We start from the raw sequence: 13,364 nt of genomic DNA, 5'->3' as shown, positions 1-13,364 counted from the left end.
AGCGTTAGCGAGGCGCAGTAGTGAGACAGATTCTGTTCGCGGCGGGGATCGCGCTGGCGGTGTCGATCCTGTTGACGCCGTTGCTGATTCGGATCTTCGCCAAACAGGGCTTCGGCCAGGAGATCAGGGTCGACGGTCCGGCGAGTCATCAGGCCAAGCGTGGCACCCCGACTATGGGCGGTGTCGCGATCCTGGTCGGCCTGTGGGCGGGGTACCTGGGTTCGCATCTGATCGGTATCGGCTACGACGCCGATGGACCCTCGGCGTCGGGCCTGCTCGTGCTCGGGCTGACCACTGCGCTCGGACTGGTCGGCTTCCTCGACGACTTCATCAAGCTGCGCAAGCAGCGCAACCTCGGGCTCTCGGCCGCGGGCAAATACATCGGCCAGATCAGCGCCGCGGTCATCTTCGGCGTGCTCGCGCTGCAATTCCGCGGCGCCAACGGGCTGACTCCCGCGAGCAGGCACCTGTCCTACGTCCGCGACATCGCCACGGTATCGATGGGCGCGATCATCTTCCTCGCGTTCGTCAGCATCGTCGTGGTGTCCTGGTCCAACGCGGTGAACCTCACCGATGGTCTAGACGGGCTGGCAGCGGGTTCGATGAGCCTGGTGCTCGGCGCCTACGTGATCATCACGTTCTGGCAGTACCGCAACGCCTGCTCGACCCTGCCCGAGGCGGGCTGCTACAACGTGCGTGACCCGCTGGACCTGGCGTTGGTGTGCGCCGCCGGCGCGGCCGCGTGCGTTGGATTCCTCTGGTGGAATGCGGCGCCCGCCAAGATCTTCATGGGCGACACCGGTTCGCTGGCGCTGGGCGGCATGCTGGCCGGACTGTCCATCACCACCCGGACCGAGCTGCTCATGATCGTCATCGGCGCGCTGTTCGTCGCCGAGACGCTGTCGGTGGTGTTGCAGGTGGCGGTGTATCGCACCACGCGCAACCGGTTGTTCAAGATGGCGCCGTTCCATCATCACTTCGAGCTGAGCAAGTGGGCCGAAACTACGGTGATCATCCGATTCTGGTTGCTGGCGGCGATCGCCTCCGCGGTCGGACTCGGGCTGTTCTACAGCGAATACCTCTCTGCGGTCGGGTGAACTAGCAATGGTCGAACATTCTCCGAGGGCCCTGCGGTCGCCAGGCCCCATGCTCGAATTCCTGCGTGGCCGTGACGTTCTGGTGGCCGGGTGGGGTGTGTCGGGTCGCTCGCTGGTCGAACCGCTTCGCGATATCGGCGCGCGCCCGGTGGTGACTGACGGCGGGGCGTCCGCGTTGGCCGAGGCCGCCGGGCTCGGGCTGGACATCGCGACCTGCACCGAACTCGAAGCCGCCGACTGGAGCCGGTTCGCGCTGGTCATCACCAGCCCGGGCTGGCGGCCGGACTCGCCGGTGCTGGCTTCGGCCGTCGCCGAGGGCACGCCGGTGTGGGGCGATGTCGAATTCGCCTGGTGGGTCGATCAGGCCAGGATCTACGGCCCGGTCCGCAAGTGGCTGGTGGTGACCGGTACCAACGGCAAGACCACCACCACCTCGATGGTGCACGCGATCCTGCGCGCGGCGGGCATTGCCAGTGTGGCGTGCGGCAATATCGGGCTGCCGATCCTGGATGCGTTGCGGCGCAACCCCGGTCCGCAGGTGCTTGCCGTCGAACTGTCGTCGTTCCAGTTGCACTGGGCGCCGTCGGTGCGGCCGGAGGCCGGTGTGGTGCTGAATGTGGCCGAGGATCACCTGGATTGGCACGGCGGCCTTGATGCCTATGCCGCCGCGAAGGCCAGGGCTCTGGTCGGCCGGGTCGGTGTCGTCGGACTCGACGACCCCGTGGCCGCTTCGCTCGCACGGCGGTCCAAGGCGCGGCGCACCGTCGGCTTCCGGATCGGGGTGCCCGCCGATGGTGAACTCGGTGTCGTCGACGGCAAGCTGCTCGACCGCGCCTTCACCAAGGCCGCGATCCTCGCCGAGGTCGGCGACATCAGCCCGCAGGGCCCCGCCGGTGTCGCCGACGCCTTGGCCGCCTCAGCACTGACCAGGGCCATCGATGTGGCACCGCAATTCGTGCGCGAGGGCCTGATCGAGCACAAGGTCGGACCACACCGCGCCGCATTCGTACGCGAACTCGACGGCGTCGAATTCGTCGATGACTCCAAGGCCACCAACCCGCACGCCGCGCGCTCATCGATCCTGGCCCACTCGCAGGTGATCTGGCTCGCCGGTGGGCAATTGAAGGGCGCCGAGGTCGAGGATCTGGTCGAGGAGGTCGTCGACCGATTGGTCGCCGCGGTGCTGATCGGGTCCGACGCGCCGGTGATCGCGGCCGCATTGGCACGACACGCGCCCGAGGTCCCGGTCGTCGAGGTAGGCGCGGGAGACGATGCAGGGATGGGTAGAACCGAGGGGGCCGACGCCGTGATGGCGCAGGCGGTGCGCGCGGCGGCCGGGTTCGCCCGCAGCGGCGATACCGTGCTGCTGGCTCCGGCCGCGGCCTCACTGGACATGTTCGCCGACTACACGCATCGCGGGCGCAGTTTTGCCGCGGCGGTGCAGGCTCTGGAAGACGGTGACATCGGGCGGCGGCTATGACCGAGACGGCGCAGCGCGGCAGGCAGGTCGGCACGAAATTCGGTGCCTGGCTGGCCCGCCCGCTCGCGTCGTTCCATCTGATTGTCACCATTGCCACGCTGCTGACCGTGCTCGGCCTGGTGATGGTGCTCTCCGCGTCGAGCGTCGAGGCGTATGCCGATGGTGGATCGGCATATTCGCTGTTCAACCAGCAGGCCATGTTCGCGGCCATCGGCTGTGTGCTGTTCTATCTCGCGCTGCGGATTCCGTTGCGCCGACTGCGCGAGTGGTCTTTCCCGCTGTTCGCGATCTCGGTGATCGCGCTTGTGCTGGTACTGATTCCGGGCATCGGCCACGAGGTGCAGGGTTCGCGCCGCTGGTTCAGCCTCGGCCTGTTCTCGGTGCAGCCCTCGGAGATCGTCAAGGTGACGTTGGTGGTGTGGGGCGCGCATCTGCTGGCCTCGCGTCAGGTCGAGCGGGCGAACCTCAAGGAACTGCTGGTTCCGCTGGTGCCCGCGGGTCTGCTCGTCTGTCTGCTCGTCGTGCTGGAGCCGAACCTGTCCACCACGATCGCGCTCGGCATCGTGCTCGCCGCGCTGCTGTGGTTCGGCGGGCTGCCGGTGCGACTGTTCATCACGATCGCGGTCTCCGGCGTCGTCGCCGCAGCAATCCTGGCGCTGTCCGCGGGCTACCGCTCCGACCGGATGCGCGCCTTCTTCAACCCGGGTGACGACCCGCAGGGCATCGGTTACCAAGCGCGCCAAGCGTTGTACTCGCTGGCCGACGGCGGGATCTGGGGCCGTGGCCTCGGTCAGAGTCGGGCCAAATGGAGCTACCTGCCGAACTCGCACAACGACTTCATCTTCGCCATCATCGGCGAGGAACTCGGCTTCCTCGGTTGTGCGCTGGTGCTCGGACTGTTCGCGCTGTTCGTCTATACCGGACTGCGCATTGCCAGCCGGTCGGTCGATCCGTTCCTGCGGCTGCTCACCGCGACCGCGACCACCTGGATCACCGGTCAGGCCCTGATCAATATCGGCTACGTCGTCGGCCTGCTGCCGGTGACCGGACTGCAGCTGCCGCTGGTGTCGGCGGGCGGTTCGTCATTGGCGATTACGCTGTTCATGTTCGGCATCATCGCCAACGCGGCCCGGCACGAGCCGGAGGCCGTTTCGGCGTTGTACGCCGGACAGGACGGCCGGTTCAGCAAACTGCTGCGGCTGCCCAAGCCAGAGGTGTATTCGCCCGCACGGGCGGATGCGGCCAGGGCACGCTCGGCCGCAGCCAAGGCGGCCAAGTCCGCCGAGAAGGCCCGCACTGGTCGGGCACGGGACGAGCGGGCCAGGCGGGCGCTGCCACCCGCGCGGCGCCCGCAGTTCGGCGCCGATCCGGGCCGGCGTCGTGCGCCCGAGAGTCGGGGCACGGGTTCGTTGCGGGCAACGCGGGCTTGGGAGCCGAGCTATCCGGTGAATCATGCGAGAGATCGGGGAAGATCCAGGTGAGTGACCTGCGGCGCGAGCGACGGGCACGGAGGCGGCAGCGCAGCGTGACCACGGAGGGCCCCGGGAGCGCCGCCAATCCAACACAGCGGCCCGCGAACCGGCCACTGTCGGTGATCGTCGCCGGTGGTGGTACCGCGGGACATATCGAACCGGCACTCGCCGTCGCGGATGCGCTCACGCGCCTGGATGATTCGATCCGGGTCACGGCGCTCGGCACCGAACGCGGACTGGAGACTCGCCTCGTTCCCGAACGCGGCTACCCGCTCGAACTGATTCCGCCGGTTCCGTTGCCGCGCAAGCCGACCGCTGATCTGCTGCGCCTGCCCGGCCGAGTGCGTGCCTCGGTGGCCAGGACCAGGGCGATCATCGACGCTGTCGATGCCGATGTGATCATCGGCTTCGGCGGCTACGTCGCATTGCCCGCCTACCTCGCCGCGGGCAGGGGAGTGCTGTGGCGTAGGCGCGCGGTGCCGGTGGTGGTACACGAGGCGAATGCGAAGGCGGGCATAGCCAACAAGGTGGGCGCCCGCCGCGCCACCCGCGTGCTCGCCGCCACGCCGGATTCCGGGCTCGCCAACGCCGAGGTCGTCGGCATTCCTGTGCGTGGCTCCATCAGTTCGCTGGACCGGGCCGCGCTGCGGGCCGAGGCTCGCGCGCATTTCGGTCTGCCTGCCGAGGGCCCGGTGCTGTTGGTCTTCGGCGGCTCGCAGGGCGCGCGGACGCTGAACGAGGCGGTCTCCGCCGCCGCGCCGCAGCTGGCCGCCGCGGGCATCTCGGTGTTGCACGCGCACGGCCCCAAGAACACCCTGGAGGTCGCCGACTCGGGTGACGACCGATCGCGGTATGTCGCCGTGCCGTATCTTTCCCGGATGGATCTGGCCTACGCCGCCGCGGACGCGGTCGTCTGCAGGTCAGGTGCGATGACCGTCGCCGAGGTGTCGGCCGTCGGACTGCCCGCTTTCTATGTTCCGCTGCCGCACGGCAACGGTGAGCAGGAGTTCAACGCCCGGCCGATCGTCGACAAGGGCGGTGGCAGAATTGTGGCCGATTCCGAATTGACCCCGAAATACGTGATCGACGAGGTGATACCGCTGCTGACCGACCCCGCACGGCTGATCGAGATGAGCCTGTCCGCCGCAGGCGCCGGGCACCGCGACGCGGCCGACGAGGTAGCGCGGATCGTCGTACAGGTGTCGGGCCGATGAGTGAGGCGAGCGTGAACCAGGTGGAATCCGACACCGTGGACGCACGGTCGGCGCTGTCGCCCGAACTGGAGCGGGTGCACATGGTCGGCATCGGCGGCGCGGGGATGTCTGGCATCGCGCGCATCCTGCTGGCGCGCGGCGGTTCGGTATCGGGTTCGGATGCCAGGGAGAGTCGCGGCGTGCTCGCGCTGCGGGCCCGTGGCGCACAGGTGCGCATCGGCCATGATGCCGGCGCGCTGGACCTGCTGCCCGGCGGCCCGACCGCGGTGGTGACCACCTACGCGGCGATCCCGAAGACCAATCCCGAACTGGTCGAGGCGAATCGGCGCGGTATCCCGGTGCTGCTGCGACCGGCCGTGCTCGCCTCGCTCATGCAGGGACATCGCACACTGCTGGTTTCGGGCACGCACGGCAAGACATCCACCACCTCGATGCTGATCGTGGCCCTGCAGCACTGTGGGTTCGATCCGTCCTTCGCGGTCGGCGGCGAACTCAACGAGGCGGGCACCAACGCCCATCACGGCACCGGCGAGATCTTCGTCGCCGAGGCCGACGAGAGCGACGGCTCGCTGCTGCAATACGACCCGCATGTCGCGGTGGTCACCAATATCGAATCCGATCACTTGGACTTCTTCGGTACCGATGAGGCGTACGTGCAGGTCTTCGACGACTTCGCCGACCGGCTCGCCGAGGGCGGCCTGCTGGTCGTGTGCCTGGACGACCCTGGCTCGCGGGCACTTGCCGAACGCGTCGGTGCGCGGCTCGCGGACAAGAACATTCGAGTGCTCGGCTATGGCTCGGGTGAGTTGCCCGATGCGCCGGTGCCGGTCGGGGTGCGGCTGCACAGCTGGGAGCCGCGCGATGTCGGCGGGATTGCCCAGTTCCAGCTGGCCGATGAGCCGGCGCCGCGCACCCTGCGGCTCTCGGTGCCGGGCAGGCATATGGCGCTCAACGCGCTGGCCGCATTGCTTGCCGCCCGTGCCGCCGGAGCCGATGTGGACGAAATCGTCCAGGGGCTGGAAGGTTTCGGCGGGGTGCACCGCCGATTCCAGTTCGCCGGACGGGAAAACGGCGTGCGCGTCTTCGACGACTACGCCCACCACCCGACCGAGGTGCGCGCCGTGCTCGGCGCGGCCGCCGAACTGGTCCAGCAGGAGGCCCGCGACGGCGCCCGCTCCCGGCAGGGCCGCGTCATCGTGGTGTTCCAACCGCATCTCTACAGTCGCACCGCTACTTTCGCGCAAGACTTCGGCGCCGCGCTGAGCCTGGCCGACGAGGTGGTCGTGCTCGATGTCTACGGTGCGCGGGAGAAGCCGCTGCCGGGCATCAACGGTGCGCTGGTGGCGCAAGCGGTCACCAAACCCGTCCACTACCAACCGGATATGTCGCGGGTCGGCCGCCAGGTCGCGGCGCTGGCGCTGCCCGGCGATGTGGTGATCACTATGGGCGCCGGTGATGTGACGATGCTCGGCAGCCAGATCCTGGACGGATTACGCGCGCGTCCCCAGTACGGACGGTGAGGCGTGCTGCCGTGGCGACGGATCCCGCTGTGGGGATTGCTCGGGGTGTGCCTGCTCGTCGTCATCGGCGTATTTTCCTGGTTCACGCCCGCGCTTTCGGTGCGCACCGTCAAGATCGATGGGCTGGTCGCGGTTCCCGAACAGCAGGTGCGCAATCAGCTGGAGATTCCCTCGGGGCGTTCGATACTGCGCATCGACACCACCTCCATGGCCAAGCGGGTGGCGAGCATTCCGGAGGTGCGCACGGTTCGGGTGCAGCGGCTATTTCCGTCCACGGTCAAGGTGACGGTGGCGGAGCGCGCCCCGATCCTGTTCTTCGACAGTCCGCAGGGCGCGCATCTGGTGGACGCGGAAAGCGTCGAATTCGCGATCGCGCCAGCGCCGATCGGGGTGCCCGAATTGGTTACCGATCATCCCGGCGGGAACGATCCGGTGACGAAGTCCGCGGTGTCGGTGCTCGCGGTGCTGCCGCCCGCGCTGAGCATTCAGGTGGGCGAGGTTGTCGCACGGTCGATTTCGGATATTTCGCTGAACCTGCGCGACGGACGCACGGTAGTGTGGGGCGGGACGAACGATGCCGAGCGAAAGGCGGCGGTGGTTCTGCCGCTGCTGACCAGGGACGGAACGGTCTTCGACGTTTCGAGTCCGAATCTCGTCACGGTAAAGTGATCGATACCCATTGTGCCCAGGGATTTTTCGGTGGACTAGCGTCATCGAGACGGGGCGCCGGGGGGCAACCGTCCACGATACGACGTGTTGCGCGGCGAGACGAGAGGGATCACACAAGATTCTGTCACTCGTTTCGGCGCGCCTGCACGCGGATCGTGGCGGCGGCGAATAGCGTTCCGCACCAGTCGGATACTTGACATTACGCCAACCCTATGGTTGAGGTTTAGGGTTTTGAACCCGGGTTGCCATGGCGGAGTGTCGAGAATCCGAAAACGACAGGCTTTAGATCGAAGGAAGGCGAGAGCCCATGACGCCCCCGCACAACTACCTTGCAGTGATCAAGGTCGTCGGTATCGGCGGCGGCGGTGTGAATGCCGTCAACCGGATGATCGAACAGGGACTCAAGGGAGTCGAGTTCATCGCGGTCAACACTGACGCGCAGGCTCTGCTGATGAGCGATGCCGACGTCAAGCTCGACGTCGGCCGCGAGCTCACCCGCGGACTCGGCGCCGGTGCGGACCCCGAGGTCGGCCGCAGGGCCGCCGAGGATCACAAGGACGAGATCGAAGAGGTGCTCAAGGGCGCCGACATGGTCTTCGTCACCGCGGGCGAGGGTGGTGGCACCGGAACCGGTGGCGCGCCCGTCGTCGCGAGCATCGCCCGCAAGCTCGGCGCGCTGACCATTGGCGTTGTCACCCGGCCGTTCTCGTTCGAGGGCAAGCGGCGTGGCAACCAGGCAGAGGTGGGCATCAATCTGCTGCGCGAGTCCTGCGACACGCTGATCGTCATTCCGAACGACCGGCTACTGCAGCTCGGCGACGCGGCGGTGAGCCTGATGGACGCGTTCCGCTCGGCCGATGAGGTGCTGCTCAACGGTGTCCAGGGCATCACCGACCTGATCACCACGCCGGGTCTGATCAACGTCGACTTCGCCGACGTCAAGAGCGTGATGTCCGGCGCGGGCAGCGCGCTGATGGGTATCGGTTCGGCGCGCGGCGAGGGTCGGTCGGTGAAAGCCGCTGAGTCGGCGATCAATTCGCCGCTGCTCGAGGCGTCCATGGACGGCGCGCACGGCGTGCTGCTCTCGATCGCGGGCGGCTCGGACCTGGGCCTGTTCGAGATCAATGAGGCGGCGTCGCTGGTGCAGGAGGCCGCACACATTGAGGCCAACATCATCTTCGGCACCGTGATCGATGATTCGCTCGGCGACGAGGTGCGCGTCACGGTGATCGCGGCCGGTTTCGACGGCGGCGGGCCGGCGCGGCGCACCTTCGAATCCGCGAGCCGAGGCGCCCTCAGTTCGGCTCGGGCCGGCGAGATCGGTCAGAGCCGAACGAGTGAGGTCGCGGCATCGTCGCGCACCGAAACCTCTTCTGTCGCAACCCCGCCCGCCTCGACCCGTGGGTCGGTGCCCAGCTACCGGGACAGCGAACGCGCTCGCACCCTGGCCGAGCCGACGGTCACGAACAACTCGCGTTCGCATATCGAACCCCCCGACGCGGGCGACGATGACGACGATGTCGATGTGCCCTCGTTCATGCGCAGGTAAACAGCTCATCGGGTGGCTGTGACGGGGAATACGCGCATTCGGGGAGGGGCGGACCGGCTATTAGGCTGGTGCCATGACTATTGCGCCGACGCTGACCGTTCGACGGGTGACCACCACGCGAGCGGGGGGTTTCTCGGCGCCGCCGTATGACTCGTTCAATCTCGGGGACCACGTGGGGGACAACCCGGCGACGGTGCGGCGCAATCGGGATCGGCTGGCCGAGGGGATCGGGCTGACGCCGGATCGCCTGGTGTGGATGGAACAGATCCACGGGCGCAATGTCGAAATCATCGATGGCCCAAGGGCCGAGCCGGTGCCCGCCACCGATGCTCTGGTAACGACCGTGCCCGGCCTCGCGCTGGTGGTGTTGACCGCCGACTGTGTTCCGATTCTGTTGTCCGATGACGAAGCGGGCGTGGTCGCGGCCGTGCACGCCGGGCGTATCGGCGCCCGCATCGGCATCGTGCCGCGGGTGCTGGAGGCGATGGTCTCCGTCGGCGCGCGCCTGGAGCGCATCGGCGCCTTCCTCGGCCCGGCCGCGTCGGGCCGTCAATACGAAGTCCCCGCGGCCATGCGCGCCGACGTCGAGGCGCACCTGCCCGGCAGCGCCACCACCACCGTGCGCCGCACCCCCGCGCTCGACCTGCGCGCCGGAATCCGCAGGCAGCTCACCGAGGCCGGCGTTGCTGCGGTCGCCGTGGACCCGCGCTGCACCATCGAGGATCGCACCCTGTTCAGCCATCGCCGCGGCGCGCCGACCGGCAGACTCGGCAGTGTTATCTGGATGCAGGCGGGCCTGTGAACCCCGAAACCGTTGCGGCCGAGGTGATCGACGGCCGGACGGCCGAGTTGGCGACGAACCTGGCCGAGCTGAACAAACGAATCGGCACGGCATGCCATGGGGCCGGGCGTGATCCGGAGTCGGTGCGCCTGCTGCCCGTGACGAAATTCTTCCCGGCATCGGATGTCGCCATCCTGCATCGGTTGGGCTGTCGCGAATTCGGCGAGTCCAGGGAGCAGGAGGCCACCGCGAAGGTCGCCGAGCTGGAACTGCCGCAGGTGCGGTGGCACATGATCGGCCGGTTGCAGCGCAACAAGGCGCGAGTCGTCGCGCGCTGGGCGTATGCCGTGCACTCGGTCGACAGCGAACGATTGGCAATGGCTCTTGACGTCGCCGCGCGGGCCGCGCTGGACGCGCGGGAACGTACCGACCCCGTGCGGGTGCTGGTTCAGGTCAGCTTGGACGAGGAGCCGACCCGCGGCGGGGTCGCGCCCGAAGAGCTTGCGGCGCTGGCGGACCGGGTGGCCGGTGCGCCGGGGCTGCGGCTGGCTGGGCTGATGGCGATTCCGCCGCTCGATGTCGACCCGGCCGCCGCGTTCGCCCGCCTCGCGGCGTTGCACACGCGCCTACTCGCCGACCACCCCGATGCGCGAGAACTCTCCGCGGGAATGTCCGGCGATTTGGAATCGGCAATAGAACACGGTTCCACCTGTGTGCGTGTCGGAACCGCTTTGATGGGCGCTCGACCGATAACCTCGGCGTAGCAAAGAAACCTCATCAGTCACATTCGACACATATGCTTGGGGACAGAAGAGGGCTGAGCAAGACTTCAACACCCGGCCGCCACCGGGGCCGAAGGAAGGTCGACCAGAATGAGCGAGCGCAGCGAGCGAGTAATCGACGCAGCCACCATCGTGGTCATGACGGAGCCGAGCGACAGCGAGGCGCAGTCATGAGCACGCTGCACAAGTTCAAGGCGTACTTCGGCATGGTTCCGCTCGAGGATTACGAAGACGACTATGTCGCCGAGCATGCCCCCCGGGGCGTGGACGAGCGTGCCACCCGTAGGCCCCGTGACTACTCCGACCGTGCGGGCTATGGCGCCCCTCGTTATCCGGAGGACCGGTACGGCGCCGAGCGCTTCAATGACGAAGCCGATTACCCGGAGCCGGCCTACAAGTCGCCGTACAAGGCCGGTTACCCCGTGTCGCGGCGCGACGACTACGCCGACGAGCCCTATGGTGACGACCGTTACGAGGCGCCGCGTCGCCCCACCCGGGTCGAGACCGCGCCGACTGCGGGCCGATTCCGCGCGGGTGGCAGCGCGCCGATGATGCGGGGAGCCACCAGGGGTGCGCTCGCCGTCGATCCCGAGGCCGAGGAGCGGCGGCTGGAGGAGCGCGTGCGCCCCGAGCCCGCCCCCGCGCGTCGACCGGGGATCTTCGAGGACGGAGGTCCTTTGTCCAAGATCACGACGCTGCGCCCGCGAGACTACAGCGAGGCCCGCATCATCGGTGAGCGGTTCCGCGAGGGAAACCCGGTGATCATGGATCTGGTCGACCTCAGCAACGCCGACGCCAAGCGGCTCGTCGACTTCGCCGCGGGGCTGGCCTTCGCGCTGCGTGGCTCGTTCGACAAGGTCGCGACCAAAGTGTTCCTGCTCTCACCGGCTGATGTGGACGTATCGGCCGAGGAACGTCGCAGGATCGCCGAAACCGGCTTCTACAACCAGAAATAGCGGTGTGATCCGGGGGGACTTGCAGGCCGGTTGCGCATGGGGCGGTGTGGTCATTTTGCGCGACGCGGATTTTCGGGCAGAGTGAAGTCGTGGCCTTGTTCGCGGTGCTGTACTTCGTACTTTTCATCTTCTGGCTGTTGCTGATCAGCCGGGTGATCGTCGAGTTCATCCGTAGCTTTGCTCGCGACTGGCGCCCGAGCGGCTTCGTCGTCGTCATCCTCGAACTGATCTTCACGATCACGGACCCGCCGGTGAAACTCCTGAGGCGGTTGATACCACCGGTGTCACTGGGAGGAATTCGACTCGACCTATCGATTATGGTCCTGCTTTTCATCGTCTTCATCCTGATGTCGATCGTGGGCAGGCTCGGGCAACCGGTAGCCCCGGTGTGACAGAATGAACCGAGAAGATAGCTTGCTAGATCTGCTAGATCTCCAAAAGACGCGTGAAGGGATCCTTCCATGCCGCTGACCCCAGCCGATGTGCACAACGTCGCGTTCAGCAAACCGCCGATCGGGAAGCGCGGCTACAACGAGGATGAAGTAGACGCCTTCCTGGATCTCGTGGAGCAGGAGCTCTCGCGGCTGATCGAGGAGAACGCGGACCTTCGCCAGCGGGTTGCTGAGCTGGATGCGGAACTGGCCGATGCCAAGAAGAATCGCGGCCCCAATTCCGTAAAAGCGCCGGTGCAGCAGGCCCCGCCGGAGCCGATCAAGCCCCCGATACAGCAGGCCCCGCCGCCGGCCCCGATGCCGATACCCGCGCCCGTCGCGAAGGAAGCTCCGAGCGCCGATGCGAACCTGCAGGCGGCCAAGGTGCTCAGCCTCGCCCAGGAGATGGCCGACCGGCTCACCAGCGATGCCAAGGTCGAGGCGGAGAACCTGCTGTCGAACGCGCGCGCAAATTCCGAGCGATTGGTCGGAGATGCCAGGACTCGCTCCGAGGCCATGATTGCCGACGCCCGCCAGAAGTCGGATGCGATGCTGTCGGACGCGCAGGCCCGCTCGGACAACCAGCTGCGTCAGGCCAAGGAAAAGGCCGACGCCCTGCAGGCGGATGCCGAGCGCAAGCACACCGAGATCATGGCGACCATCACCCAGCAGCGCAGCGTGCTGGAGAGTCGGATCGAGCAGCTCAAGACCTTCGAGCGGGAATACCGGGTGCGGCTGAAGTCGTACCTGGAATCGCAGCTCGAGGAGCTCGAGAACCGTGGCTCTGCCGTTCCGGTCGACGGCGGTGAGGCATTCGCCGACGCGAATACGGCGAATAATCTCGCACCGGCGTCATTCGCCAAGGGTGGCAAGTAGTCTCGTTCTCAGGCCGACATAGCCACCTTTGTAGTCCTGCCGCCGGGCATGTCTAGGGGGTCATCATGCTCGTCTTGACGCTCGTCCTTGCCGCTATCGGTTTCGCCCTGCTAGTGGCCGCGCTGACCACCGGATCGGTGGTGTGGGCGTGGGGTTGCATCGTTGTCTGTGTCCTCGGGGCCACCGGGTTGCTGGTCAGCGCCCTGTCCATGCGTAGCCCGGACAGCGATTCCGCGCCGCCGCCGGGTCGACACGCCAAACGTTGAGGTACGGTCCACACATAGTGGTTTGACCGTACTGGCTAGAATCAAACATGTACGTGGCGTTGATCCGGCCATCACCGGGGAGTCTTCGGAAGAACGGCGCGGCGAGCGAATGCTCGGCACGCTCAGTAGAACCGAACGGGTGAGCCCGTCACAGCTCGCTACGAGAGGTCAGGCGGTTGCGCGAATCGCGCAGCTCCCGGACAAGCGGGGTGGTACCGCGGTATCGGCGCAACCGGCGCCTTCATCGTCCCCGTGCTGACATATACGCGCC

The 13,364-nt window shown here is 67.3% G+C and carries 13 protein-coding genes; all 13 read left to right on the top strand.

The features are described from left to right. Positions 1-20 precede the first annotated feature (20 nt). Complete coding sequence (mraY, locus tag ACV7NQ_RS02845; protein WP_463358164.1) at positions 21-1,097, top strand: phospho-N-acetylmuramoyl-pentapeptide-transferase; 1,077 nt, start codon at positions 21-23, stop codon at positions 1,095-1,097. 49 nt (positions 1,098-1,146) lie between these two features. Further along, positions 1,147-2,577: a UDP-N-acetylmuramoyl-L-alanine--D-glutamate ligase gene (gene murD, locus ACV7NQ_RS02840; RefSeq protein ID WP_463365513.1), complete on the top strand. Its 1,431-nt coding sequence runs from the start codon at positions 1,147-1,149 to the stop codon at positions 2,575-2,577. Then, positions 2,574-4,058 (top strand): putative lipid II flippase FtsW, encoded by a 1,485-nt coding sequence (gene ftsW / locus ACV7NQ_RS02835; protein ID WP_463358163.1) that lies wholly within the window; start codon positions 2,574-2,576, stop codon positions 4,056-4,058. The genes murD and ftsW overlap by 4 nt, the downstream gene beginning before the upstream one ends. Positions 4,059-4,102: 44 nt before the next feature. Next, complete coding sequence (gene murG, locus ACV7NQ_RS02830) at positions 4,103-5,263, top strand: undecaprenyldiphospho-muramoylpentapeptide beta-N-acetylglucosaminyltransferase (RefSeq protein ID WP_463365512.1); 1,161 nt, start codon at positions 4,103-4,105, stop codon at positions 5,261-5,263. Further along, the gene (gene murC / locus ACV7NQ_RS02825) at positions 5,260-6,783 is read left to right on the top strand and encodes a UDP-N-acetylmuramate--L-alanine ligase (RefSeq protein WP_463358162.1); all 1,524 of its coding nucleotides are present in this window, start codon (positions 5,260-5,262) and stop codon (positions 6,781-6,783) included. The genes murG and murC overlap by 4 nt, the downstream gene beginning before the upstream one ends. Before the next feature lie 3 nt (positions 6,784-6,786). Beyond that, entirely contained in the window at positions 6,787-7,452 is a 666-nt protein-coding gene (locus ACV7NQ_RS02820) for a cell division protein FtsQ/DivIB (protein ID WP_463358161.1), read from the top strand. Between the two features lie 307 nt (positions 7,453-7,759). Continuing rightward, the gene (ftsZ, locus tag ACV7NQ_RS02815; RefSeq protein ID WP_463358160.1) at positions 7,760-9,001 is read left to right on the top strand and encodes a cell division protein FtsZ; all 1,242 of its coding nucleotides are present in this window, start codon (positions 7,760-7,762) and stop codon (positions 8,999-9,001) included. A gap of 73 nt (positions 9,002-9,074) precedes the next feature. Then, positions 9,075-9,803, top strand: coding sequence for a peptidoglycan editing factor PgeF (pgeF, locus tag ACV7NQ_RS02810; RefSeq protein WP_463358159.1), 729 nt, complete (start codon positions 9,075-9,077; stop codon positions 9,801-9,803). Further along, the gene (locus ACV7NQ_RS02805; protein ID WP_463358158.1) at positions 9,800-10,546 is read left to right on the top strand and encodes a YggS family pyridoxal phosphate-dependent enzyme; all 747 of its coding nucleotides are present in this window, start codon (positions 9,800-9,802) and stop codon (positions 10,544-10,546) included. Before pgeF ends, ACV7NQ_RS02805 begins: the two co-directional genes overlap by 4 nt. A 188-nt stretch (positions 10,547-10,734) precedes the next feature. Then, the gene (locus tag ACV7NQ_RS02800; RefSeq protein WP_463358157.1) at positions 10,735-11,520 is read left to right on the top strand and encodes a cell division protein SepF; all 786 of its coding nucleotides are present in this window, start codon (positions 10,735-10,737) and stop codon (positions 11,518-11,520) included. Between the two features lie 89 nt (positions 11,521-11,609). Next, positions 11,610-11,912 carry a YggT family protein gene (locus ACV7NQ_RS02795; RefSeq protein WP_463358156.1) on the top strand — a complete coding sequence of 101 codons (303 nt, stop codon included), beginning with the start codon at positions 11,610-11,612 and terminating at the stop codon, positions 11,910-11,912. 69 nt (positions 11,913-11,981) lie between these two features. Next, a complete protein-coding gene (gene wag31, locus ACV7NQ_RS02790) occupies positions 11,982-12,827 on the top strand; it encodes a DivIVA-like cell division protein Wag31 (protein WP_463358155.1) in 846 nt (281 codons plus the stop codon). A gap of 65 nt (positions 12,828-12,892) precedes the next feature. After that, on the top strand, positions 12,893-13,093 hold the full coding sequence (locus ACV7NQ_RS02785) for a hypothetical protein (protein ID WP_463358154.1): 201 nt from the start codon (positions 12,893-12,895) through the stop codon (positions 13,091-13,093). The last annotated feature ends 271 nt before the right edge of the window (positions 13,094-13,364 follow it).

The sequence above is a fragment of the Nocardia sp. Tas62D01 genome (assembly GCF_055232035.1).
Note: the sequence above shows the minus strand (reverse complement) of the source record. Positions and strands in the feature narration are given on the sequence as shown.

Excerpts from the sequence above, each read along its gene's own strand:
- ACV7NQ_RS02800 (WP_463358157.1), top strand. The coding sequence starts at position 10,735 with ATGAGCACGCTGCACAAGTTCAAGGCGTACTTCGGCATGGTTCCGCTC.
- murC (WP_463358162.1), top strand. The coding sequence starts at position 5,260 with ATGAGTGAGGCGAGCGTGAACCAGGTGGAATCCGACACCGTGGACGCA.
- ftsZ (WP_463358160.1), top strand. The coding sequence starts at position 7,760 with ATGACGCCCCCGCACAACTACCTTGCAGTGATCAAGGTCGTCGGTATC.
- ftsW (WP_463358163.1), top strand. The coding sequence starts at position 2,574 with ATGACCGAGACGGCGCAGCGCGGCAGGCAGGTCGGCACGAAATTCGGT.
- murD (WP_463365513.1), top strand. The coding sequence starts at position 1,147 with ATGCTCGAATTCCTGCGTGGCCGTGACGTTCTGGTGGCCGGGTGGGGT.
- pgeF (WP_463358159.1), top strand. The coding sequence starts at position 9,075 with ATGACTATTGCGCCGACGCTGACCGTTCGACGGGTGACCACCACGCGA.
- wag31 (WP_463358155.1), top strand. The coding sequence starts at position 11,982 with ATGCCGCTGACCCCAGCCGATGTGCACAACGTCGCGTTCAGCAAACCG.
- ACV7NQ_RS02785 (WP_463358154.1), top strand. The coding sequence starts at position 12,893 with ATGCTCGTCTTGACGCTCGTCCTTGCCGCTATCGGTTTCGCCCTGCTA.